Genomic DNA, 24671 nt, shown 5'->3' with positions numbered 1-24671 from the left:
TACCTGATTAGCATTGGTCATGGCGAAGTGCTGCCGCGCACCAAACGGCTTGGCGCAACGCTCTTCGCTCTCATCGTCCGCGGGCGGGCCGGCTCGGGCCGACGCACAGGCGGGCTATGGATGCCAACGGCAGCGGCGACGGTAACTTTAGGGTCTTCCTCGATTGACGGCCAGAAGTGTCCGGATACCGGCTATAGTGGACAGGACCCCGGCCAAAAGGCACGCCATCCCCGCCGCCGGCCGACCTGCCCGTCCTTCACCAGGAGACCCAGCATGGCCACGCCTCCCAATCCCTTCGCCGATTTCACCAGGATGATGGAACAGTTCCGCCTGCCGGGCGTGGACATGAGCGCGGTGATCGAAGCGCGCCGCAAGGACATCGAGGCCCTGTCAGAGGCCAACCGGCTGGCCTATGAAGGCATGCAGGCCATCGTGAAGAAGCAGCAGGAAATCTTTGCCCAGACCATGCAGCAGCTGCAGGCGGCTGCGCAGCAGTACGGCACGGCGGGCAACCCGGCCGAGGCCATGGCCAGGCACAGCGAGTTCGTGCAACAGCAGCTGCACCAGGCGCTGGAGAACATGCGCGCGCTGGCAGAGACCGCGCAGAAGGCGCAAGCCGAGGCGCTTGCGGTGATCGGCAAGCGCGCAGAACAGAACATGAAGGAGGCTGGCGAACTGCTCCAGCCCAAAACGAAACCGCGCGGCTAGCGCCGCTCAGGCGGAACCTGGCCCACCGCCTCGACCAGGCGGGCATGCGCGGCCAGGTCCACCGGCCGGTGCTTGACCTTGGTACTGGCCGGGTGGTTGCCGAGGTAGTTGCCGTTCTTCCAGTCCTGCGCCGGCCGCACCGGCCGCGGCGCGAAGCCGCCGCCGCAGTTCGGGCAGACATTGCCGAGCAGCGCGACACAGCCCGCGCAGAAGGTGCATTCGAACGAGCAGATGCGCGCTTCGGTGGCATCCGGCGGCAGGGGCTTGTTGCAGTGTTCGCAGCCTGGTCTGAGTTCCAGCATGGTGCGTGGCTCCTTTTCTGGATGAGCGGGTCGAGACCGCCATCGTAGCCGGATTCCGCGCGGCCGGCATGGCGCCGGCCGCTGCTCCAGGTCAGATCACGCCTTGCGCCAGCATGGCGTCGGCCACCTTGACGAAGCCGGCGATGTTCGCGCCTTCGACGTAGTTGATGTAGCCGTCCGCCTTCTGCCCATGGTGGATGCAGTTCTGGTGGATGTCCTTCATGATCGCGTGCAGCTTCTCGTCGACCTCGGCATGGTGCCAGGACAGGCGCATCGCGTTCTGCGACATCTCCAGGCCCGAGGTCGCCACCCCGCCGGCGTTGCTGGCCTTGCCCGGCGCGTACAGGATCTTCGCCTCGACAAAGCGGTCGACCGCCTCCAGCGTCGACGGCATGTTGGCGCCTTCGGCCACGCAGATCACGCCATTGCCCAGCAGGGTCTCGGCGTCGTTGCCGTCGAGTTCGTTCTGCGTGGCGCACGGCAGCGCCACGTCGGCGGGCACGTGCCACGGCGTGCGGCCGGCTTCGAAGCTCAGGCCGTGGCGGGCGGCAAAGTCCGACAGCCTGCCGCGCTCTTCATTCTTGAAGGCCATGACTTCGGCCAGCTGCTCGGTGGTCATGCCCTGCGGGTAGTGCAGCACGCCGCCGGAGTCGGACAGCGTCAGCACCCTGGCGCCCAGCTCGATCGCCTTCTCGGCCGCGTACTGCGCCACGTTGCCGGAGCCGGAGATCAGCACGCGCAGGCCGTCGAAGCCGCGCCCGCGACGGTGCAGCATTTCCTGGGCGAAGTACACCGTGCCGTAGCCGGTGGCCTCCGGGCGCATCAGGCTGCCGCCGTAGGCCAGGCCCTTGCCGGTAAACACGCAGGCCGACTGGTTCGACAGCTTCTTCATCATGCCGGCCATGAAGCCGACCTCGCGCGCGCCCACGCCGATGTCGCCGGCCGGGATGTCGGTATCCGGGCCCAGGTGGCGGTACAGCTCGGTCACCAGCGCCTGGCAGAAGCGCATCACTTCACCGTCGGACTTGCCCTTGGGATCGAAGTCCGAGCCGCCCTTGCCGCCGCCCATGGGCAGCGTGGTCAGCGCGTTCTTGAAGGTCTGCTCGAAGCCCAGGAATTTCAGCACCGACAGGTTCACGGTCGGGTGGAAGCGCATGCCGCCCTTGAACGGGCCGATGGCGGAGCTGTGCTGCACGCGGAAGGCGCGGTTGACCTGGACGCGGTTCTGGTCGTCGGTCCATGCCACGCGGAACTGGATCACGCGCTCGGGCTCCACCAGGCGCTCGAGCAGGGCCTGGTCGGCGTAGCGCGGGTTGCGCTCGACGAACGGCCACAGCGTCATCATGACTTCCTTCACGGCCTGGAGGAATTCGGGTTGATTGGGGTCGCGGCGGGCAACCCCCGCCAGAAATGCTTCAAGGGAAGGAGAATTCACGGATGTCTCTTGCTGTGCTGGAGTGGCAGGATCCGGCAGCCTTGCCGGCTGGATGCCGGTCTGCGGTGCCGTCTGGCGTTGCGCCGATGGAAGGTGGGTCGCCTCCGGTTTATCGGACGGGCACGGCTGACCATGCCGATCCGACAACTCGGCACTTTAGCACCGACATGGGGCATACGACAGTCAAAACACCTGTGACAGCGGCGTCAAGGCCGCATTTTGCTGCAGGGCCGGGCGGATTTGCGTGCGATCAGCGGACAGCCCCCCTGCCTCCCCTGACCGGTTGAGACCGTCAGGCAATCAGCAGCTTGTTGCCCCGCTCCTTCAGCGCCGCGCCGAGCTCCGGTGCCGGCGCCATGTCGGTAATCACCCAGGCCGCCAGCTCGGCATGCTTGATGGTGACGCCGGTGTTGCGGCCGAACTTGGTGTGGTCGGCGACCACGCAGGCCACGTCGGCGGCCAGCAGCATGCGGCTGCGCAGCTCCGCCGCGGCGCGCGAGAAGTCGCAGATCTCGCCGCGCGGCGTGATGCCGCCGATGCCGATAAAGGCGAAGTCGGTGTGGTAGCGCGACAGCTGCTCGATGGTGTCCCAGCCGTGGGTGGCGTCTTCGTTGTCCTGCAGCTCGCCGCCCAGCACGATCACGCGGTTGCCGTTGCGCCGGCCCAGCAGCTGGGCGATGGCCAGGTCGTTGGTGTAGACCAGCAGGTTGTGGTGCCCGTGCAGCGCCTGCGCCACCGCATGCGTGGTGGTGCCGTAGTCCAGGATCAGCGAGGCACCGTCGCGCACCAGCTCGGCCGCGCGCACGCCGATGGCGCGCTTGCCCTCGGCATTGACCTGGGCGCGGGTCTGGCTATCGGGCTCGGTCCGGTCCGGCGCCAGCGCGCCGCCGTGGGTCAGCACCAGCAGCCCGCGCGTGGCCAGCGCGTTGAGGTCGCGCCGGATGGTCTCGCGCGACACGTCGAGTTCGCTCACCAGTTCGCTGATGGCCAGCGCGCCGGTCGCGGCCAGCTGGTCGAGGATGTATTTCTGCCGTTGTTCGGCGAGCACGTGGACTCCGGGAGGATCGGGGACTTGGGGGCTGATTCTAGCGCAGCCTATCCTTGGCGTGCGCAGGCACCCTGCCCTGCAAACGACCGCTGGCAGGCTCCGTCTCCCGCTTGCGGGAGCGGATTGGGGAGAGGGCCGAAGCCTCCACGAAGTGAGGGCTGTCGTGATTGCCAGCGCCGGCCCTCTCCCCCGACCCCTCTCCCGCAAGCGGGAGAGGGGCGCAAACCAGCGCCCGGGCCATGCCTTCAGTGCCTCACCCCCACGGCAACGTAATCGTCTTCAGGTTGGTAAAGCTCTTCGCCGCCTCCTGCACCCCCTCCTTGTAGCCCAGCCCCGAATCCTTGATCCCGCCGAACGGCGTCAGCTCGATGCGGTAGCCAGGCACTTCCCACAGGTTGACGGTACCCACATGCAGCGAATTGGCGATCCTGGTGAAGGCCTCGATATTGTTGGTGCAGACCCCCGACGACAGCCCGAACGCGGTGCCGTTGGAGATGCGGATGGCATCGTCCACGTCGCGGAAGGTGATGATGGGCGAGACCGGGCCGAAGGTCTCCTCGCGCACCACCGTCATCGACGGGTCGACGCGGTCGAGCACCGTGGGCGCGTAGCTGGCGCCGCTGCGCTGGTTGCCGACCAGCAGCCGCGCCCCCTGCGCCACCGCCTCGTTGACGCGGGCCTCGAACAGCTGCGCGGCCTGCTCGTCGATGACGGTGCCCATGTCGACCCCACGGTCCATCGGGTCGCCGTACTTCCAGGCGCGGGTCTTCTCCACCACCAGTTCGGTAAAGCGCGCCGCCACGGCCTGGTGCACCAGCATGCGCTTGACCGCGGTGCAGCGCTGGCCGGAGTTCTTGTACGAGCCCTGCACCGCGAGGTCGGAGGCACGGTCGAGGTCGGCGTCGTCGAGCACGATCAGCGGGTCGTTGCCGCCCAGCTCCAGCACCACGCGCTTGTAGCCGGCCTTGCCGGCAATGTACTTGCCGATCGCGACGCCACCGGTAAACGTCACCAGGTCCACCGCCGGGTGCGTGATCAGCTCGTCGGCGATCTCGCGCGGGTCGCCGGTGACCACCTGGAACATCTGCGGCGGCAGGCCGGCTTCGTACAGCAGGTCGGCCAGGTAGAACGCCGACAGCGGCACCTTTTCCGACGGCTTGAGCACCATGCGGTTGTTGGTGGCGATCGACGGCGCGACCTTGTGCGCGACCTGGTTCATCGGGTGGTTGAACGGCGTGATGGCGCTGATCACGCCCATCAGCGGCTCGCGCTGGGTCATCACGCGACGCTTCTTGCCGTGCGGCGTCAGGTCGCACGAGAACAGCTGGCCATCGTCGCGCAGCGCCTCGGTGGCGGCAAAGCCGAGCACGTCGGCGACGCGGCCGATCTCGTACAGCGAATCCTTCTTGGACAGGCCGGATTCGAGCGTGATCAGGTCCGATGCCTCCTCGGTGCGCTCGCGCAGCAGCGCCGCGGCGCGGTTGAGGATGGCGGCGCGCTCGTAACGGGTCAGCGTGGCGCGGTAGGCCTGGCCCACCTCGAAGGCGCGGCGCACGTCTTCCAGCGTGGCCTTGGGCACGGTGCCCACCAGCGATCCGTCGAACGGGTTGCGCACTTCGATCACGCGCTCGCGCACGATCTTCTGGCCGTCGATGCGCAGCGCCTCGGCGCGGAAATGGGGGCTGACGGCGCCAGCGGGAAATTGGGGGGCGTTCATGAGTCTCCTCCGGTCAATGCGTGTTCAGGCGGCGGCTCCGACCGCCGCTGCTATCCAGGCGGTCAGTGCAGGTGGTTCAGCGCGACATCGAAGATGTCGAAATTGCGCAGCACGGCCTTGCCGGGAATGCCGGCGGTGGCGCGGTTGAACACCAGCGGCACGGTCTGCTCCGACACGCCGCCGTGCGAGCGCAGCGGCGCGTCGAGGCCGGACAGGTCATGGCGGCTGCGGCTGGTGCCCAGCACCACGTGCTTGTCGCTGGTGACCACCAGGTCGCCGACGCGGTCGGGCGGCAGCTCGAAGCGCGCGCACGCGTCGGCGTTGGTCAGCACGCTTTCCACGCCCTGCAGGTCCGCCAGGCGCGCCTGGAGCGCGGCCGGGTCGGCATCGTCCGGCAGGTAGATGGTGGCGTAGGAGCCCAGCGCGCCGTGGTGGACCACGTACGGGTCGGTGATCGGCAGGATCACGCGCGCGCCGCCCTGCTCCACGCCGCGCCCCAGCCAGGCGTCCAGGTGGTCCTGCAGGTAGATCACGTTGGGTGCCTTGGTAGCCGCGTCATGCTTGGCGTTCATGCCGTGGTCGGCGGTCAGCGCCACCACGCAGCCGAGCTGGTCCAGCCGCGCCAGGTACTTGTCCATCATCGCGTAGAAGGCATTGGCGCCGTCCGAGCCGGGCGCGAACTTGTGCTGGATATAGTCGGTGGTGGACAGGTACATCAGGTCAGGGCGGCGCGTTTCCATCAGGCGCACGCCGGCGGCGAAGACAAACTCAGACAGCTCCGCGCTATAGACGTCCGGCACCGGCATGCCCACCAGTTCGAGCACGCCGTCGATGCCGTTCTCGGCCATGGTGGCCTGGTCGGCCTTCTCCGACGAAAAGCAGATGCCGCGCATGCCGTGGCCCAGCAGCCGGCGCAGCTTGTCCTTGGCGGTGACCACCGCGACGCTGGCGCCGGCCTCGGCAAAGGCAGCCAGGATGGTGCCGGCGCGCAGGTACTTGGGGTCGTTCATCATCACTTCCTCGCCGCGCCCGCCGTTGGCGCTGCGGTCAAAGAAGTAATTGCCGCAGATGCCGTGCACCGCCGGCGGCGCGCCACACACAATGGACAGGTTGTTGGGGTTGGTGAAGGTCGGCACCACGCACGCGCCGCGGAAGGCCGAACCCGCCTCCAGCAACCGCTTCAGGTAAGGCGCGCGGCCGCTGGCCGCGGCGGCTTCCAGGTAATCGAACTCGCAGCCGTCGACGCAGACCACCACGACGGGCTGCTGCATCCAGCGATAGCTGCGCTGGTTGACGGTAATGGTGCGGGCGTTGGTATCGGGCATGGTCGGTTCCTGTGCGGGATCGCGGTCGGTAAGGCGGTAGCCGGAGGGATTTCGGTCAGGCTGGGTCGGTTTCAGGCGGCGTCATCGGTGGTGCCGGTGCCGGGGCCCGCCGGGGCCACCGCGGCATGCATGCGTGCGCGGCCGCGCTCGACGTGCTCGCGCATCAGGCGCGCGGCCAGGTTGCCGTCACGCGCGGCAATCGCCGAGACGATGGCGCGGTGCTCGCGGGTGGAATCGGGCATGGCGGCGTGGCTGCGCGACAGCGCCTCGCGCCGGAACAGCGTCAGTTCCTTGACCAGGCGCCGGTAGGTCTCGAGCAGCTTGCGGTTGCCGGCCAGCTCGACCATGCGGTCGTGGAAGGCCAGGTTCAGCCGCGTGTATTCATCGACATCGCGCGCCTGGCTCGCCGCGTCGAGCGCCTCCACCAGGGCGCGCAGTTCGCGCAGGCTCTCGGGCGTGATGCGGGCGGCCAGCTGCCGGCCGATGAATTCGTCCAGCACCGCGCGCAGTTCATAGATCTCATCGGCTTCCTCCACCGAGATCGCGCGCACGTACACACCACGGTTCTTCTCGGTGCGCAGCAGGCCGGCCTGCTCCAGCGCACGGAAGGCCTCCCGCACCGGGCCGCGCGAGACGTTGAGCTGGCCGGCGACTTCGATCTCGTTGAGCTTGGCGCCGGGCGCCAGTTCGCCGGACATGATCCGCAGTTCCAGCTCGCGCTGCACCAGGGTGGTCAGCGACTGGCTCTGCAGGATGGTGATTTCGCTCGCCAGCGGAGCTTGGCGTGACATGAACACTCCCGTTTGTGACGGATTCAGCAGTATCGAAAATCCTTGTTGCCATTAAAGCAAGCGGTTTGTATATTGTCAACAATCAAGACATCGGCGCAGTCGGATGGGTGACGAAGCAAGCGCCAGAAGCCGGGCACATGTCTTGCAAGTGTTGTAGCACAAGGGTTCTACGGTGATTCGATGTTGTGCAGCACGCCCCGTGACATTGCAACAGATTCACCACATTGACACATTTCTCCACCTACAATGCCGGAAGGAGTCCCCATGCAACCGTCCTTCACCACCACCCTGCGCACCGCCGCCGCGCTGTTTGCGCTAGCCGCCTCCGGCACCGCGCTGGCGCAGAAGACCACCCTCACCGTCTATACGGCGTGGGAAACCGAGACCCTCAAGCCTTATGCCGAGGGCTTTGCCAGGGTCGCGCCCGATATCGAGCTCAAATACGTGCGCGACTCCACCGGCGTGATCACCGCCAAGGCGCTGGCCGAGAAAGCCAACCCGCAGGCCGACGTGATCGCCGGGCTGGCGGCGTCGAGCCTGGAACTGCTCAAGCAGGAAGGCATGCTGGTGCCCTACACCCCCAAGGGCTTCGAAAAGCTGACGCGCGACTACAGCGACAAGGCCACGCCGCCTTCCTGGGTAGGCCTGGATGTCTGGGGCGCGACCATCTGCTTCAACACCATCGAAGCCAAGAAGCGCAACCTGCCGCGCCCCGAAACCTGGAAGGACCTGGCCAAGCCGGTCTACAAGGGCGCCATCGTGATGCCCAACCCGGCTTCGTCCGGCACCGGCTTCCTCGACGTGACCGCGTGGCTGCAGCTCTACGGCGAGCAGGAAGGCTGGAAGTACATGGACGCGCTGCACGAGAACATCGCGCAGTACACGCATTCCGGATCCAAGCCGTGCAAGCAGGCCGGCTCGGGCGAGTTCCCGATCGGCATCTCGTTCGAGTTGCGCGCGCACAAGACCCTGGCCGCGGGCGCGCCGATCGAGATGATCTTCCCCAAGGAGGGCCTGGGCTACGACATCGAGGCCGCCGGCATCGTCAAGGGCACCAGGAAGATGGAGGCGGCGCAGCGCTACCTGGACTGGCTGGCCAGCAAGGAAGCCAACCAGCTGTTCGCCAAAGACTGGGCCATCGTCGCCTACCCGGGCGTGGCGAGGAAGGTCGAGACCATCCCCGCCAACTACGAGCAGATGCTGGTCAAGAACGATTTCGGCTATATCGCCAAAAACCGCGAGCGGGTGCTGACCGAATGGCAGAAGCGCTATGCCAGCAAGTCGGAGAAGCAGCCCTGAGCGCCTGAGCGCCGTTTTGTACCGGCGCCGCCGGCCCGCCTTGCGGGCCGGCGGCGGCGGGATCCCCCAACAGAACACACCAGGCCCCACGCCATGCAGACCTCCACTTCCACGGCCGAGACCTACCTCAGCCTGAAAGGCATCCACAAGCGCTTCGGCGGCAGCAGCGGCGCCTTCGTCGCCCTGCACAATATCGACCTCGACGTGCGCCAGGGCGAGCTGCTGTGCTTCCTGGGCCCGTCGGGCTGCGGCAAGACCACGCTGCTGCGCATCATCGCGGGGCTGGAATCGCAGAACGCCGGCACCATCCACCAGGGCGGGCGCGATATCTCCAAGCTGCCGCCGATGGAACGCGACTACGGCATCGTGTTCCAGTCCTACGCGCTGTTCCCCAACCTGACCGTGGCCGACAACGTCGCCTACGGCCTGGTCAACCGGCGCATGCCGCGCGACCAGCGCCGCGCGCGCGTGGCGGAACTGCTCACGCTGGTGGGCCTGCCCGATCGCGGCAGCCAGTACCCGGCGCAACTGTCCGGCGGCCAGCAGCAGCGCGTGGCGATCGCGCGCGCGCTGGCCACCTCGCCCGGCCTGCTGCTGCTCGACGAGCCGCTGTCGGCGCTCGACGCGCGCGTGCGGGTGCGGCTGCGCAGCGAGATCCGCGCGCTGCAGCAACGGCTGAACATCACCACCATCCTGGTCACACACGACCAGGAAGAAGCGCTGTCGATGGCGGACCGCATCGTGGTGATGAACCAGGGCGCGATCGAGCAGGTCGGCACCCCGGCGCAGGTCTACCAGCGTCCGGCCACGCCGTTCGCGGCGGACTTCGTCGGCAAGACCAACATGCTGGGCGCGCGCGTTTGCGGCGACGGCGAGCTGCACCTGGGCGGCGTGCGCATGCGCTGCGCCGCGCCGGCAGGCTGCTGCCCCGACGAGGACGTGCAGGTGTTCTTCCGCCCCGAAGACGTCTGCGTGCGCGGCATCGAACAGCATGGCCCCAACGTGCTGGAGGCCACCGTCGACAAGATCGAATTCCTCGGCGCCTTCTCGCGGCTGACGCTGCGGCTGCCCGACGCCGCGCCCGCGGCAGCTGGGGTCCCCGCCGCGCACGGTGGCGCGCTCTATGCCGACCTCTCGCTCAATGACCTGCACGAGCTGCGCCCGCACACCGGCGACCGGCTGCGCCTCGCCATTCCCGCTGACCGTATCCGCATCTTCCGCCACGCATGCGCATGAGCCTCACTGCGGCGCCGGCCACCACGTCTGCCTCCCTGCCGGCTACCGACACCCTAGCCCCCGCCTCGGCCAGCGCGCCGACCGGGCCCGTCAACCCTGGCGCGCAGCCCTCGCCGCAGGCATCGCCGATCTCGCCGGCGCTGGTCGCCACCGCGGTGCGCGCGCACTGGACCGATCGCCTGGCCCACGTGCTGCTGGCGCTAGCCGCGCTGGCGCTGGCCTGCTTCGTGCTGGCGCCGATCTTGATGATCCTCGCCAAGAGCGTGCAGAACCGCGACGGCACCCTGGCGGGGATCGCGCACTTCCGCGCCTACTTCGAATCGCCCGCGCTGCTGCGATCGGTGTGGAACAGCCTGTGGGTATCGGCGCTGGCCACCTGCATCACGGTGCCGCTGGCGTTCGGCTTTGCCTATGCGCTCACGCGCAGCCGCATCGCCTGCAAGGGCCTGCTGCGCAACCTGGCACTGATCCCGCTGCTGGCGCCCTCGTTGCTGGCGGCGATCTCGTTCATCTTCTGGTTCGGCAACCAGGGGCTGTTCAAGCCGTGGATGGGCAGCACGCAGATCTACGGGCCGCTGGGCATCGTCGCGTCGCTGGTGTTCGCCACCTTTCCGCATGCGCTGATGATCCTGATCACGGCGCTGTCGCTGACCGATGCGCGGCTGTATGAAGCCGCCGATGCGCTGGGCACCTCGACCGTGCGCAAGTTCTTCACCATCACCGTGCCGGGCGCGCGCTACGGGCTGGTCAGCGCCGCCATGGTGGTGTTCACCTATGCGATCTCGGACTTCGGCATCCCCAAGGTGATCGGCGGCAACTTCCATATGCTGGCGACCGACATCTACAAGCTGGTGATCGGCATGCAGGACTTCTCGCAGGGTGCGGTGGTGTCGCTGATGCTGCTGGTGCCGGTGGCCGTGACCTACTGCGTCGACGCGCGCGTTCAGCGCCGCCAGATGGCGCTGATGTCGGCGCGCTCGGTGCCCTACGTGCCGCGCCGCAGCCCGCGCTTCGACCTGGCCATGGCGGTGTTCTGCTGGCTGATGGCGGCGCTGATGCTGGCGGTGATGGGCATGGCGGTGTACGCGTCCTTCGTCAAGCTGTGGCCGTATAACTTTTCGCTGTCGCTGAACCACTACCGGGTCGGGCTGGTCGAGGGCGGCGTGGTCGATTCCTACCTGAACAGCCTGCGCATGGCGGGCCTGGCCGCGGTGATCGGGCCGGTGTTCATCTTCGCCACTGCCTACCTGCTGGAGAAGACCCGCGGCCTGGACTGGCTGCGCGGCTTCGTGCGGCTGATGGCGGTGCTGCCGATGGGCGTGCCGGGGCTGGTGCTGGGGCTGGGCTACATCTTCTTCTTCGTGCCGCAGGCCAACCCGCTGCACGGGCTGTACCAGACCCTGGGCATCCTGGTTCTGGTGACCATCGTCCACTACTACGCGTCGTGCCACCTGACCGCCGTGACCGCGCTCAAGCAGCTCGACAGCGAGTTCGAGGCCGTGTCGGCATCGCTCAAGGTGCCGTTCTACAAGACCTTCTTCAAGGTCACGGTGCCGGCCTGCCTGCCCGCCATCCTGGAGATCTCGCGCTACCTGTTCATCAATGCCATGACCACGGTCTCGGCGGTGGTGTTCCTGTACGGCGCCGACACCAAGCTGGCCTCGGTCGAGATCGTCAACCTGGACGAGTCCGGCGACATCGGCCCGGCGGCGGCCATGGCCACGCTGGTGGTGCTGACCTCGGCCGGCGCCTGCCTGCTCTATTACCTGCTGCAACGCGTGCTCGATTGCAAGACCCAGGCCTGGCGCCAGGGCCAGGGCAACGACTGACCTTCCCTTTCCACGCCTTCCCAATCAGGAGTTCAACATGATTCGCGGCAATGACCCGATCCTTCTGACCCCCGGCCCCCTGACCACCTCGCTCGCCACCAAGCAAGCCATGCTGCGCGACTGGGGCTCGTGGGACGCCGCCTTCAACACCATCACGCGCAGCCTGTGCGACGACCTGGTGCGCATCGCCCACGGCGAAGGCACCCATGTGTGCGTGCCGATGCAGGGCAGCGGCACCTTCTCGGTGGAAGCCGCCATCGCCAACGTGGTGCCGCGCGACGGCAAGGTGCTGGTGCCGCAGAACGGCGCCTATTGTCAGCGCATCCTGAAGATCTGCAAGGTGCTCGGCCGCGCCAGCGTGGAACTGCCGATCCCGGAAGACCAGCCCGCCTGCGCCGCGCTGATCGAGGAAGCGCTGCGGCGCGACCCGTCGATCACGCACGTGGCGCAGGTGCACTGCGAGACCGGCGCCGGCGTGCTCAACCCGCTGCAGGACATCGCGCTGCTGTGCCAGCGCCTGGGCAAGGGCCTGATCGTCGATGCCATGAGCTCGTTCGGCGCGATCGAGATCGATGCCCGCACCATGCCCTTCGACGCGCTGGTGGCCGCCACCGGCAAGTGCATCGAGGGCGTGCCCGGCATGGGCTTCGTGCTGGTGAGGAAAGACGTGCTCGAAGCCAGCCAGGGCAACAGCCACTCGCTCGCGCTCGACCTCTATGACCAGTACGTCTACATGCAGAAGACCACGCAGTGGCGCTTCACCCCGCCCACGCACGTGGTGGCGGCGTTCCGCGCGGCGCTGGACCAGTTCCTGGAAGAAGGCGGCCAGCCGGTGCGCGGCGCGCGCTATCGCCGCAATTGCGACACGCTGGTAACGGGCATGGCCGCGCTCGGCTTCCGCACCTTCCTGCCGGCGGCGGTGCAGGCCCCGATCATCGTCACCTTCCACGCACCGGCGGATGCGCGCTATGACTTCAAGACCTTCTACGCCAAGGTGCGCGAGCGCGGCTACATCCTGTATCCGGGCAAGCTGACCCAGGTGGAAACCTTCCGCGTCGGCTGCATCGGCGCGATCGACGACAACGAAATGCGCAACGTGGTGACGGCGATCGGCGAGGTGCTGCGGGAGATGGGGATCGAGATGCAGGCGCAGCTGGCGGAGGCGGCTTGACAGGTTGAGCGTCCCCCATCGCGCCAGCAGCAAGCTCCCCTCTCCCGCAAGCGGGAGAGGGGAGAAAACAAGCGGGTTCGCGAAACATGCCGACGCAGCAAACCACAAGAACCAACCACCCCCTTCATGTCCCTCCCCCCCGATTTCCACGGCCTCGCCTTTGCTGCCGTGATGCTGTCGGCGCTGATGCATGCGTCGTGGAATGCCATCGTCAAGATCGGCGGCGACCGGTTGTCGTCGATGGCGCTGATCGACACCTTCTGCCTGCTGGTGGCGCTGCCGTTCCTGTTCGTGGTGCCGATGCCGGCACCGCAGGTATGGCCGTTTCTGCTGGCCACGGTGGCGCTGGAGGTGGTCTACAAGCTGTCGCTGGTGGCCGCCTACAACCGCGGCGACTTCAGCCAGGCCTATCCGCTGATGCGCGGCTCGGCGCCGATGATGGTGGCGATGCTGCTGTTGCTGACCGGCAGCGAACGGCTGGGCCCCGGCGGCTATGCCGGCATCGCGCTGATCTGCTGCGGGCTGGTCAGCCTGGTGCACTGGCGCCGGCAGGCGCCCGACCTGCTTGGCTTCGCGCTGCTGGCGGGGGCCTGCCTGGCGGGCGGCACCGTGATCGACGGCACCGCGGTCAAGCGCCATGGCGAGGTGCTGACCTACATCGTCTGGCTGCAGGCAATGTCGCATGTGTTCATGCCTGGCTATGCCTTTGCCCGCCGCGGTACGACGCTGCTGGCGCTGCTGCGTACGGAATGGAAGCGCGCCGGCATCGGCGGCATCAACCGCGTCGGCTCGTATGCGCTGATGCTGTGGGCCATGACCATGGCGCCGGTCGCCAAGCTGGCGGCGCTGCGCGAGTCGAGCGTGATCTTTGCCGCGCTGCTGGGGCACTTCCTGCTGCGCGAGGCCTTCGACCGGCGCCGCGTGGTGGCCACCGCGCTGGTGCTGCTGGGCATCGTCACACTGCAACTGGCGCGTTGAGGCGCTACCGGGCCTTGTTGCGTTTTGCGTTGTTTATTGGCGTTTTGTGGCATACCATGGCATTCATCCTCCATCGCCTTCGCGCCGCGCGCTGAACATCATGTCTTCTGCCCTCCCCTCCCAAACCCGCGTCGTCATCATCGGCGGCGGCATCATCGGCTGCAGCGTTGCCTACCACCTGACCAAGCTCGGCTGGACCGACGTGGTGCTGCTCGAGCAGGGCCAGCTGTCGTGCGGCACCACCTGGCACGCCGCCGGACTGGTCGGCCAACTGCGCTCACAGGAGAGCATGACGAAGCTGATTCGCTATTCCACGCAGCTCTACAGCGAACTGGAAGCGGAAACCGGCCTCGGCACCGGCTGGAAGCAATGCGGCTCGCTGTCGGTCGCGCGCACCGCCGAACGCATGACGCAATTGCGCCGCACCGCGGCAGTGGCGCGCGCCTATGGGGTGGAATGCGAGGTGATCTCGCCCGCGCAGGCCGGCGAGCTCTGGCCGGTAATGCGCACCGACGACCTGCTCGGCGCGGTCTGGCTGCCCGGCGACGGCAAGGCCAACCCGACCGACCTGACCCAGGCACTGGCGCGCGGCGCGCGCAGCCGTGGCGCCCGCATTGCGCAGGACACGAAGATCACCGCGGTCCATACCCGCGATGGCCGCGCCACCGGCGTCAGCTGGCGCAACAAGTCCGGCGACGAAGGCCGCATCGAAGCCGAGATCGTGGTCAATTGCGCCGGGCAGTGGGCACGCCAGGTGGGGCAGATGTGCGGCGTGACCGTGCCGCTGCACTCGGCCGAGCACTACTACATCGTCACCGAGCGCATTGCCGGCGTGCACCCCGACCTGCCGGTGATGCGCGACCCGGATGGCTTTATCTACTTCAAGGAGGAAGTCGGCGGGCTGGTGATGGGCGGCTTCGAGCCCGACGCCAAGCCCTGGGGCATGCAGGGCATCCCGGAGCCGTTCGAGTTCCAGCTGCTGCCCGACGACTGGGACCAGTTCCAGATCCTGATGGAAAACGCGCTGGTGCGCGTGCCGGCGCTGGAAACCGCGCAGGTGAAGCAGTTCTACAACGGCCCGGAATCCTTCACGCCGGACAACAACTTCATCCTCGGCGAGGCGCCGGAGCTGCGCAACTTCTACGTCGGCGCGGGCTTCAACTCGATGGGCATCGCCTCGGCTGGCGGCGCCGGCATGGCGCTGGCCGAATGGATCGTCGCGGGCGAGCCCACCATGGACCTGTGGCCGGTCGACATTCGCCGCTTCGCCGGCTTCAACGGCAACCAGGGCTGGCTGCACGACCGCGTCAAGGAAACCCTCGGGCTGCATTACGCGATGCCGTGGCCGAACCGCGAACTGGAGACCGCGCGCCCGTTCCGCCGCTCTGCCCTGTATGCGCAGCTGCGCGATGCCGGCGCCGGTTTCGGCAGCAAGATGGGCTGGGAACGGCCCAACTTCTTCGCGCCGCCGGGCGTGTCGCCGCAGATCGAATACGCCTTCGGCAAGCAGAACTGGGTGCCGTGGAGCGGTGCCGAGCATCGCGCCTGCCGCGAGGGCGTGGCGCTGTTCGACATGAGCTCGTTCTCCAAGTACCTGGTCAAGGGCGCCGATGCCGAGGCGGTGCTGCAGTACGTAATGAGCAACGACGTGGCGGTGCCGCCGGGCCAGACCGTCTATACCGCGATGCTCAACGAACGCGGCACGTATGAGTCCGACCTGACCGTGACACGGCTGGCGCACGACCAGTACCTGGTGGTGACCGGGTCGGCTCAGACCACGCGCGACTTCAGCTATATCGAGCGGCAGATCCCCGCGGACAAGCGCTGCGTGATCGTCGACGTCACCGGCCAGTACGCGGTGCTGGCGGTGATGGGGCCGCGCTCGCGCGAGCTGCTGCAGAAGGTGTCGCGCGCGGATTTCTCCAATGAAGGCTTTCCGTTCGGCAGCTCGCGCGAGATCGACCTCGGCTACGCCACCGTGCGCGCGACCCGCCTGACCTACGTCGGCGAGCTGGGCTGGGAACTGTACGTGCCGGTCGAATTCGCGGTGGGCGTGTACGAGACCCTGCATGAGGCCGGCCGCACGCTCGGGCTGGTCAATGCCGGCTACTACGCGATCGAGTCGCTGCGGCTGGAAAAGGGCTACCGCGCCTGGGGCCGCGAGCTGTCGCCGTCGGTCGATCCGTTCGAGGCGGGACTGTCGTTCGCCTGCAAGCTGGCCAGCGGCATCGACTTCCGCGGGCGTGAAGCGCTGCTGCGGCTGCGCCAGGCGGGCGCGCCCAAGCGGCGCATGGTGGTGGTGACGGTCGACGGCGCCAGCGATGCCATGCTGTGGGGCGGCGAGGGCGTGCTGCGAACCGGCCCCGACGGCAGTGCTCGCGCGGTGGGATCGCTCAGTTCCGCCGCCTTCGGCCATACGCTGGGCTGCCCGGTCGGCATGGCGCTGCTGGCGCGCGAGGACGGGCCGGCCGATGCGGCATGGCTGCAAGCCGGCCGCTATCACGTCGACCTCGCCGGCGCCCTGCTGCCCGCGCGCGTGCACCTGCGCGCGCCCTACGATCCGGCCTCGGCACGGCCCAAGGCCTGAACGGAAAGCCGGCGGGAAATATTCACGCCGGCTGATAACCATTATTCAACGCCCCGCCTTGAGGTAAACCCTAGGCCACGGCGACAATCGCGGGGTCAGCGCAGCCGTTCAGCGCCAGGACCATGACAACCATGCCCCGCCCCGATTCACCCGCGCCGCAGCCGTAGTGACTGGCGGCACGCCATGCCCTGCAGCGGCCGCACCATCGCGGCCGCGTCCCCTGAACACCTGAACCGTATCCGCGCCAGCCCCGGTCTGGCCCGCGGATGGCTGCCCTTGCCGCGCAATCTTGCGCAACCCCCAAGGAAATCCATGCCCAGCTTCAACCCTTCACGGCGCACCTTCCTCAAAGCCAGCGTCGTGGCCGGGGTGTCGGTCTATATCGCGCCCATCGGCGGCAAGGCTTTCGCGGCCTTGTTCGAAGACAAGATCCTGACCCCCGTGCAGTGGGACGCCAAGGCCGGCGCCCCCCGGTTCCGCATCGACGGCATCGCCAAGGTCACCGGCGCCAAGGTGTTCGCGCGCGATATCCGCTCGCGCGACATGCCGCACTGGCCGCGGCAGCAGTCGCACGCCTTCATCCTGCGCGCAACCCGGGCCGACCGCGTCTACGAAGGCTTCGACCTCGGCGTGCTGGGCGACGAGCTCAAGCCCGACCGCGTCGTCACCGCCGACGACCTGGCCCGCGACGGCGTCGCCTTCCCCGTCTTCTACGGCGAGGACATGCTGCTGCCCGCGGGCAAGACGCCCGCCTACCTGGGCCATGCGGTGGCGATCCTGATCTACCACGACTTCGCGCGCTTCCGCTTTGCCAAGGACAAGCTCAAGTTCCGCGACGACGTGATCCGCTATGGCGCCAGGACCGGCCCGCTGGAGCGCGACCCGTGGGGCACCTTCCGCTTCGTGCGCGTGGGCGGGGCCACGCCCTATGACGACGACGTGTTCTCCAGCCTGAAGCACGCGCCGGTGTTCCCCAGCATGATGCGCAAGCACCAGCCGGTCTGGCCGGACGGCAAGGACCACGGCCAGCTCGGCGAACAGGGCATGCACCACGCCGCACGAATCCGCGCGCAACTGGCAAAGCCATCCGACGACTGGCTGGTGCTGGAGCGCGAATACAACTCGCAGTCGGTCGATACCGCCGCGCTCGAGCCCGACAACGCCAACTGCTGGTACGACGCCGCCGCGCAGGCGCTGCACATGGTGGTGCCGACGCAAGGGCCGAACGAGGTCGCCGAAAGCGTGGCCGAGATGCTGGCGAAGGCCAGGGGCGCATTCCCGGTGAAGCAGGTGTTCCTGCACCCGTGCTACACGGTCGGCTACGGCTCCAAGGACCACTACAACTTCCCGTTCTATGGCCTGGTCACGGCGCTGTACGCCGACGGCAAGCCGGTGCGGCTGGCCAACGACCGCTACGAGCAGTTCCAGACCGCGATCAAGCGCCACGCCTTCAGGATGCGCTACCGCATCGCGGTGGACCGCAAGACCGGCCTGTTCCAGGCCTTCCAGGGCGACCTGAAGGCCAACGGCGGCGGACGCTCCAATTTCTCGCCGTCGGTGGCGATGGTGGGCGCCACCGCGGCGCAATCGATCTATTACTTCCCGAACAACGACCTGACCGCGGTGGCGATCGCCTCGCGCGCCGTCGACGCGGGCTCGGCGCGCGGCTATGGCACGCTGCAGAGCATGGCCGCGACCGAGATGATGGTCGACGAGTTCGCCGAGCAGCTCAGGCTCGACCCGATCGAGTTCCGGCTGAAGAACGCGCTGCGCTCGGGCATGAAGAACACGCAGGGCGCGATTCCCGCCGGGGCGATCCGCGTCGACGAGGTGCTGGAAGCGGCGAAGGCCTATCCGCTGTGGACCAACCGCGCCAGCAAGAAGGCAGAATATGAAGCCGCCCACCCCGGCCGCCGCTATGGCGTGGGCTTTGCCTGCGTGCAGAAGGACTTCGGCACCGGCGCGGAAGCGTCATTCGCCAAGGTCGAGCTGAAGGTCGACGGCAGCATCGTGCTGCATCACTCGGGCGCGGAGATCGGCACCGGCATGTCGACCTCGCAGGCCGCCGCGGTGGCGCGCTGGCTGGGCAAGCCCGCGGGCGAGGTGCGCACCTCCGTCACCGACTGGACCGACCTGCCGGTGACCACCTCCGGCGACCCCTACCTGATGAGCCAGGCCGAGCAGGACAGGCTGTCGGCCAACCCGCGCTGGTCGCCGGCCTATGCGTCGCCCGCCAGCGCCACCAACTCGGCCTACTACTTCACCCACAGCACGCGCGAGGCCGCGCGCGTGGTGTTCCTGCACGGCCTGTGGCCGGCGGCGATGGCGATCTGGAGCCAGGGCATCGGCGGCGGCCAGGCGGCCTCGCTGGTGGTGCGCGTGGAAGACGCGCGCTGGGTCGACGGCAAGCTCAGCGCCGGCGGGCTGCATGAATACCTGCCGCTGTACGAGGACGGCCCCGGCAACGGCACCTGGAACTTCAACCGCTACCACCTTCCGCGCGCCAGCGACGTCGCGGTGTGGAGCCAGACCGGCACGGTACTGCCGCCGGTCACCGAAACCGACCCGCCCAAGGGCATCGCCGAGGTGGTGATGATCCCGGTGGTGGGTGCCATCGTCAACGGCATCGCGCATGCCATCGGCCACCGCTTCACCGACCTGCCGGTGACGGCGGCCAAGATCCAGGAGGTACTGGCATGAGCATCGCCACCCAGCCCATCACGCTCAACATCAACGGCAAGGACGTCGGCCCGGTCGACGTGCCCGAAGGCCTGATGATGATCGATTTCCTGCATGAATACCTGGACCTGACCGGCTCGCGCCTGGGCTGCGGCCAGGGCATCTGCCACGCCTGCGTGGTGATCCACGACAAGCCCGACGGCACCAGCGAGGAAGTGCGCAGCTGCATCACCGGCGCGCACTGGTTCCATGGCCGCAAGGTTCGCACCGTGGAAGGCCACGGCAAGCGCAACGAGCAAGGCGAGGTGGTCGAGCTGACGCCGGTGCAGCAGAAGTTCCTGGAGCATTTCAGCTTCCAGTGCGGCTACTGCACGCCAGGCTTCGTCAACGGCGCCACCATCCTGGTGGAACAGCTCAGGCGCAAGCCGGTGCCGAAGGAACAGGTCGAGGCCACCATCACCCGGGCGCTGGACGGCCACATCTGCCGCTGCACCGGCTACGTGCGCTACTACGAGGCGGTGAAGGACGTGATCACCAGCACGCCCGGCCTGGTGCTGGACAGCGGGAGCGACAAGTGATGCAGCGCACGCCCCTGATGATCGCCACGCGCGCCGCGCTGGCAGCCACTATCGCGGCCGCGGTCATGGCCGGCTGCGGCAGCCGCACCGAAGCCATTGCCCCCGCCGCCGACCAGGCGCCGCAGGGCCGGCTTGCGCCCGCCGAACAGATCGCGCGCGGCCGCTACCTGGTGCGCGCCGCCGACTGCGCAGCCTGCCATACCGCGCCGCGGGGCGCGCCGTTCGCCGGCGGCGTGGCACTGGCCTCGCCGTTCGGCACCTTCTACGGCACCAACATCACGCCGGACAAGACGCATGGCATCGGCAACTGGAGCGCGGACGACTTCTACCAGGCGCTGCATGACGGCAAGGCGCCGGGCAAGCAGCTCTACCCGGCGATGCCGTACACCTCGTACCGCGGCCTGTCGCGCGCGGATTCGGATGCCATGTACGCCTACCTGATGCAGGTCAAGCCGGCCGCCGTGGCCAACCGCCCGCACGACCTGCAGTTCCCGTACAACCTGCGCTTCGCGCTGGCGGGCTGGAACCTGCTGTTCCTCGAGGACAAGCTGCCGGACGCTTCAAAGGGCAATTCGGCATCGTGGCAGCGCGGCCGCTACCTGTCCAACGCGCTGGGCCATTGCGCGGAATGCCACACGCCGCGCGCCGCGTTCGGCCGGCTGGACCTGTCGCAGCCGCTGGCCGGCTCCGCGCTGGCGCGCGTCGGCGCGCCGGACATCACGCCCGCCGGGCTGGCCGCGCGCGGCTGGACCGCCGCCGACCTGCAGCAGTTCTTCGCCACCGGCATCGCGCCGCAAGGCTCGGCCTTCGGCGAGATGTACCCGGTGGTGCATCTGAGCAGCCAGTACCTGAACCAGGGCGACCTGGCCGCGATGACCACCTACCTGCTCGGCGACCAGCCGCCGGCGCCGCGGCCGGCCAAGGCCATCAGCGCCGATGCCGCGCAACTCGCGCCGGGCCGCCGTCACTACGTCGCCGTCTGCGCCGGCTGCCACGGCCGCGAGGGCGAAGGCAAGCCGCACGTGGCGGTGTCGATGGCCGGCAACTCGACGGTGCGCAACGCCGACGCGCGCAACCTGATCGTGTCGATGCTCGATGGCATCGCGGCGCAGCGCTTTCCGGGCGTGGAGGCAATGCAGGAAATGCCGGGCTTTGCCGAACGCATGAGCGATGAGGAGCTGGCGCAGCTGGCCAACTACCTGCGAGCGACGTGGGGTGGGCAGCCGGCCGATGTGAAGCCGGGTGATGTGAAGGCGCTGCGCACGGCCGGGCCGGGGCATTAAAGCGCCAGCCGGTTTGCTCCCCTCTCCCACTTCGCGGGAGAGGGGTGCGCTTGCGTGAGATATCAGCAAGCGCTAACGCTGTTGCATAACCACCGAATCCGCCGAGTGTTCCAATCCTGAACACCCGCTGTCACGCACTGGCACACCTGGCCCGATTCCGCGGCCAGATCTTCGGTTTCTCCCCGGATTTCCACCCTCTCCCGCCCCGGCACACCTCTTGCGATCTGCTCCCGTGCGCACGGCCCACGCCGTGACGGCACCACACAGATCACTCGAACGGAGCGAGACATGAACATGGCGGAAATCGCCCAGCTGGGCGTCAGCAACCCCTACAAGCAGCAGTACGACAACTACATCGGCGGCCAGTGGGTGCCCCCCGCCGGCGGCGAGTACTTCGAGTCCATCACGCCGATCACCGGCAAGCCGTTCACGCGCGTGCCGCGCTCGAACCAGCAGGATGTCGACGCTGCGCTGGATGCCGCGCACGCCGCCAGGGCCGCGTGGGCGCGCACCTCCACCACCGAGCGCGCCAACATCCTGAATCGCATCGCCGACCGCATCGAAGCCAACCTGAAGCTGCTGGCCGTGGCGGAAAGCATCGACAACGGCAAGCCTGTGCGCGAGACCACCGCCGCCGACCTGCCGCTGGCGGTCGACCACTTCCGCTACTTCGCGGGCTGCATCCGCGCGCAGGAAGGCGGCATTTCCGAGATCGACGGCGACACCATCGCCTACCACTTCCATGAGCCGCTGGGCGTGGTCGGCCAGATCATCCCGTGGAATTTCCCGCTGCTGATGGCCACCTGGAAGCTGGCCCCGGCGCTGGCTGCCGGCAACTGCGTGGTGCTGAAGCCCGCCGAACAGACGCCCGCCTCGATCCTGGTGCTGATGGAAGTGATCGGCGACCTGCTGCCGCCGGGCGTGGTCAACGTCATCAACGGCTTCGGCCTGGAGGCCGGCAAGCCGCTGGCATCGAGCCCGCGCATCAGCAAGGTGGCATTCACCGGCGAGACCACCACCGGCCGGCTGATCATGCAGTACGCCTCGCAGAACCTGATCCCGGTCACGCTGGAACTGGGCGGCAAGTCGCCCAACATCTTCTTCGAAGACGTGCTCGCCGCCGACGACGCCTACTTCGACAAGGCGCTGGAAGGCTTCGCCATGTTCGCGCTGAACCAGGGCGAGGTCTGCACCTGCCCGTCGCGCGCGCTGATCCAGGAATCGATCTACGACCGCTTCATGGAGCGCGCGCTCGAGCGCGTCGCCGCGATCCGCCAGGGCCATCCGCTCGACACCGGCACCATGATCGGCGCGCAGGCGTCGGCCGAGCAGCTGGAAAAGATCCTGTCGTACATCGACCTGGGGCGCAAGGAAGGCGCGCAGTGCCTCACCGGCGGCGAGCGCAACGTGCTCGACGGCGACCTGGCCGGCGGCTACTACGTCAAGCCCACCGTGTTCGCCGGCCACAACAAGATGCGCATCTTCCAGGAAGAAATCTTCGGCCCGGTGGTCTCGGTCACCACCTTCAAGGACGAGGAAGAGGCGCTGGCGATCGCCAACGACACGCTCTATGGCCTCGGCGCCGGGGTCTGGACGCGCGACGGCGCGCGCGCGTTCCGCATGGGCCGCGGCATCCAGGCCGGGCGTGTGTGGACCAACTGCTACCACGCCTATCCGGCCCATGCCGCGTTCGGCGGCTACAAGCAGTCCGGCATCGGCCGCGAGAACCATCGCATGATGCTCGACCACTACCAGCAGACCAAGAACCTGCTGGTGAGCTACAGCCCCAACGCGCTGGGGTTCTTCTGACCATGGCAGAGCCGGGCGCCGCGCCGGCCGCGCCGCCGGTCGAGCGCGTGGTGGCAACGCCGGCCGCGCTGGCGCTGATCGCCGAGCTGGCCGCGCGGCACGGCCCGCTGATGTTCCACCAGTCGGGCGGCTGCTGCGACGGCAGCGCGCCGATGTGCTATCCCGCCGGCGAGCTGCTGCTGGGCCCGGGCGATGTCTGCCTGGGCCGGATCGGCGGCGCCGCGTTCTACATGACGCGCGCGCAGTTCGAGTACTGGCGCCACACCCGGCTGGTGATCGACGTGGTGCCGGGCGCGGGCGGGATGTTCTCGCTGGAGGGGCGCACGGGCAAACGCTTCCTGACGCGTTCCGAGCTGTTCAGCGATGCAGAGTCGGCGTGGCTGGCGGCGCAGCCGGAACCGTAATGCCGTCATCCCGTGTTACCGCGTGGTGCGATGGCGTGCGGGCCATGGATGCCCGCACGCCATCCCCGGCGGCTCAGCGTTTCTCGTCGAGCAGGTCGTTCAGGATCTCGTCGAAGGTCGCCTGGGCGTCCTCCAGCGCCTGCAGCGCCGCGTCGAAGGTCTGCAGCGCCAGTTTCGACGGCTTGCCGCTGCCCTGCGGCGGATAGTGGGCCTGCAGCGCCGTGAAGGCGACCTGCACCTGCCGCGTGGCCGCAACCACGCGCTCCATGGCCTGCGCCTCTTCGGCGCGGTATTGCTCGTGCTTCTGTTCGCTCATGCCGGTTGGCTCCCTGAAGGCGCGTCGTCTCGGTGGGGTGCGCGCGCCTGAATGAGGCATATCGTACAAGAACTGCGCCGGCCGGCTTGCGCCGCGGCCACGCCGCCGGCAAAAATAAGGTAGGCTGCGCGGCTGGGCAGCAAGGCCGGCGCACACGCGCCACGCCTGGCCGCGGCCCTTGACGAATGCCATGCCATTGACCACCCGCCGCGCGCTGGCCGCCGCGCTGATGACCGCCAGCGGCTTCGCCTGCTACTGGACCTACCTGACCCTGAACCAGGACCGGCTGCTGTTCGACGCGCGCCGGCGCCCGCCGCGCGACCTGCCCGACGGCATCATCGGCTATTCCCATCTGATCCCCGGCGGCGTGGTGCGCGGCTACATCTACCACGCGCCCGGCGACAGCGTGCGCGACCTGCTGTTCTACCTGCCGGGCCGCGGCGAAGATGTGCTCGAAACGCTGCAATACGCGCGTTGGCTGCCGGCCGGCATGGGCTTCGCCACCTACGATTACCGCGGCCTGGGCCACTCCGACGGGCGCCCGTCCGAGAGCGCGGCGGTGGCCGACGCCAGCCAGTTCCTGCTGCATGTGCGGCGCGTGTTCCCCGACACCCGCGTGCACGTGGTGGGACGCAGCCTGGGCACCGGCGTGGCGATCCAGCTGGCCGACCTGCAGGATTTCGAGAGCCTGCAGCTGATCACCCCCTACGACTCGCTGCTCGAGCTGGTGCGCAAGCGCTTTCCGCTGGTGCCGCTGCGCCAGCTGATGCGCCACCACTTCGACTCGATCTCGCATTGCAAAAAGGTCGTGCAGAGCACCAAGGTGTTGCTGGCGGCCACCGACGAAGTGGTGCCGCACGCCTGCTCGGAGCGGCTGATGGCAGCCTGGCCCGGCCCGGTGGCGCTGCAAACCGTGCCGGATACCGATCACTTCACCATCATCGAGCGCGAGGAAACCTGGTTGGCGCTGTGCGACTTCGCCCGCCAGCACAGCCAGGCGCGCCTGCGCGCGGCCGCGGTCCAGGCCGTGACGCAGCCGGCGCAACCGGCGCAACCGGCCCAGCCGGCGCCGCGGCCGGCGCCGGCCGCGCCCCCGCCGCTGCCGGTCGACCATGACGAGCTGGGCAATCCGCTGCCGCTGGCCGCCAACCGCTGAGCCGGCCGGCGGCAGCGGGT

20 protein-coding genes are annotated in these 24671 nt (G+C 68.3%); 13 read left to right on the top strand and 7 right to left on the bottom strand.

Annotation, left to right across the window (positions count from 1 at the left end):
• The first annotated feature begins 273 nt into the window (after positions 1-273).
• Positions 274-708: a phasin family protein gene (locus tag A3AG_RS0127120; RefSeq protein WP_018008430.1), complete on the top strand. Its 435-nt coding sequence runs from the start codon at positions 274-276 to the stop codon at positions 706-708.
• Here the strand turns inward: A3AG_RS0127120 and A3AG_RS0127115 are convergent.
• The 6 genes from A3AG_RS0127115 to A3AG_RS0127085 all read right to left on the bottom strand — a co-directional run bounded on the left by A3AG_RS0127115 (position 705) and on the right by A3AG_RS0127085 (position 7326).
• Positions 705-1010 (bottom strand): DUF1272 domain-containing protein, encoded by a 306-nt coding sequence (locus A3AG_RS0127115; protein WP_018008429.1) that lies wholly within the window; start codon positions 1008-1010, stop codon positions 705-707. The two genes, A3AG_RS0127120 and A3AG_RS0127115, sit on opposite strands and share 4 nt — an antisense overlap.
• Positions 1011-1101: 91 nt before the next feature.
• Positions 1102-2445, bottom strand: coding sequence for an NADP-specific glutamate dehydrogenase (gene gdhA / locus A3AG_RS0127110; RefSeq protein ID WP_026164504.1), 1344 nt, complete (start codon positions 2443-2445; stop codon positions 1102-1104).
• A gap of 292 nt (positions 2446-2737) precedes the next feature.
• Positions 2738-3493 carry a DeoR/GlpR family DNA-binding transcription regulator gene (locus A3AG_RS0127105; protein ID WP_018008428.1) on the bottom strand — a complete coding sequence of 252 codons (756 nt, stop codon included), beginning with the start codon at positions 3491-3493 and terminating at the stop codon, positions 2738-2740.
• Between the two features lie 253 nt (positions 3494-3746).
• On the bottom strand, positions 3747-5210 hold the full coding sequence (phnY, locus tag A3AG_RS0127095; RefSeq protein ID WP_018008426.1) for a phosphonoacetaldehyde dehydrogenase: 1464 nt from the start codon (positions 5208-5210) through the stop codon (positions 3747-3749).
• A 62-nt stretch (positions 5211-5272) separates the two neighbouring features.
• A complete protein-coding gene (gene phnA, locus A3AG_RS0127090; RefSeq protein ID WP_018008425.1) occupies positions 5273-6535 on the bottom strand; it encodes a phosphonoacetate hydrolase in 1263 nt (420 codons plus the stop codon).
• A gap of 71 nt (positions 6536-6606) precedes the next feature.
• Complete coding sequence (locus A3AG_RS0127085; RefSeq protein WP_035849810.1) at positions 6607-7326, bottom strand: phosphonate utilization associated transcriptional regulator; 720 nt, start codon at positions 7324-7326, stop codon at positions 6607-6609.
• A 264-nt stretch (positions 7327-7590) separates the two neighbouring features.
• Between A3AG_RS0127085 and A3AG_RS0127080 the strand changes: the two genes are divergently transcribed.
• The 11 genes from A3AG_RS0127080 to A3AG_RS0127030 all read left to right on the top strand — a co-directional run bounded on the left by A3AG_RS0127080 (position 7591) and on the right by A3AG_RS0127030 (position 23179).
• The gene (locus tag A3AG_RS0127080; RefSeq protein WP_018008423.1) at positions 7591-8625 is read left to right on the top strand and encodes a putative 2-aminoethylphosphonate ABC transporter substrate-binding protein; all 1035 of its coding nucleotides are present in this window, start codon (positions 7591-7593) and stop codon (positions 8623-8625) included.
• Positions 8626-8718: 93 nt separating this feature from the next.
• Entirely contained in the window at positions 8719-9861 is a 1143-nt protein-coding gene (locus A3AG_RS0127075; RefSeq protein ID WP_018008422.1) for a putative 2-aminoethylphosphonate ABC transporter ATP-binding protein, read from the top strand.
• Positions 9852-11690 (top strand): putative 2-aminoethylphosphonate ABC transporter permease subunit, encoded by a 1839-nt coding sequence (locus A3AG_RS0127070; protein ID WP_018008421.1) that lies wholly within the window; start codon positions 9852-9854, stop codon positions 11688-11690. The genes A3AG_RS0127075 and A3AG_RS0127070 overlap by 10 nt, the downstream gene beginning before the upstream one ends.
• 37 nt (positions 11691-11727) lie before the next feature.
• Entirely contained in the window at positions 11728-12861 is a 1134-nt protein-coding gene (locus tag A3AG_RS0127065) for a 2-aminoethylphosphonate--pyruvate transaminase (protein ID WP_018008420.1), read from the top strand.
• 126 nt (positions 12862-12987) lie between these two features.
• The gene (locus tag A3AG_RS0127060; protein ID WP_018008419.1) at positions 12988-13839 is read left to right on the top strand and encodes an EamA family transporter; all 852 of its coding nucleotides are present in this window, start codon (positions 12988-12990) and stop codon (positions 13837-13839) included.
• A 100-nt stretch (positions 13840-13939) separates the two neighbouring features.
• The gene (locus A3AG_RS0127055) at positions 13940-16426 is read left to right on the top strand and encodes a GcvT family protein (protein ID WP_018008418.1); all 2487 of its coding nucleotides are present in this window, start codon (positions 13940-13942) and stop codon (positions 16424-16426) included.
• 312 nt (positions 16427-16738) lie between these two features.
• Positions 16739-19126, top strand: coding sequence for a xanthine dehydrogenase family protein molybdopterin-binding subunit (locus A3AG_RS0127050; RefSeq protein WP_018008417.1), 2388 nt, complete (start codon positions 16739-16741; stop codon positions 19124-19126).
• Entirely contained in the window at positions 19123-19683 is a 561-nt protein-coding gene (locus A3AG_RS0127045; protein WP_018008416.1) for a (2Fe-2S)-binding protein, read from the top strand. Before A3AG_RS0127050 ends, A3AG_RS0127045 begins: the two co-directional genes overlap by 4 nt.
• On the top strand, positions 19683-20966 hold the full coding sequence (locus tag A3AG_RS0127040; protein WP_018008415.1) for a cytochrome c: 1284 nt from the start codon (positions 19683-19685) through the stop codon (positions 20964-20966). Before A3AG_RS0127045 ends, A3AG_RS0127040 begins: the two co-directional genes overlap by 1 nt.
• A 288-nt stretch (positions 20967-21254) precedes the next feature.
• A complete protein-coding gene (gene adh, locus A3AG_RS0127035; RefSeq protein WP_018008414.1) occupies positions 21255-22775 on the top strand; it encodes an aldehyde dehydrogenase in 1521 nt (506 codons plus the stop codon).
• 2 nt (positions 22776-22777) lie between these two features.
• A complete protein-coding gene (locus A3AG_RS0127030; RefSeq protein WP_018008413.1) occupies positions 22778-23179 on the top strand; it encodes a DUF779 domain-containing protein in 402 nt (133 codons plus the stop codon).
• A gap of 73 nt (positions 23180-23252) precedes the next feature.
• Here the strand turns inward: A3AG_RS0127030 and A3AG_RS0127025 are convergent, their stop codons facing one another.
• Positions 23253-23495 carry a hypothetical protein gene (locus tag A3AG_RS0127025; RefSeq protein WP_010812795.1) on the bottom strand — a complete coding sequence of 81 codons (243 nt, stop codon included), beginning with the start codon at positions 23493-23495 and terminating at the stop codon, positions 23253-23255.
• A 190-nt stretch (positions 23496-23685) separates the two neighbouring features.
• Between A3AG_RS0127025 and A3AG_RS0127020 the strand changes: the two genes are divergently transcribed.
• Positions 23686-24651, top strand: coding sequence for an alpha/beta hydrolase (locus A3AG_RS0127020; RefSeq protein ID WP_018008412.1), 966 nt, complete (start codon positions 23686-23688; stop codon positions 24649-24651).
• The last annotated feature ends 20 nt before the right edge of the window (positions 24652-24671 follow it).

This window comes from Cupriavidus neocaledonicus (assembly GCF_000372525.1).
GTDB lineage: Bacteria > Pseudomonadota > Gammaproteobacteria > Burkholderiales > Burkholderiaceae > Cupriavidus > Cupriavidus neocaledonicus.
This window is presented reverse-complemented; position numbering and strand designations above follow the sequence as displayed.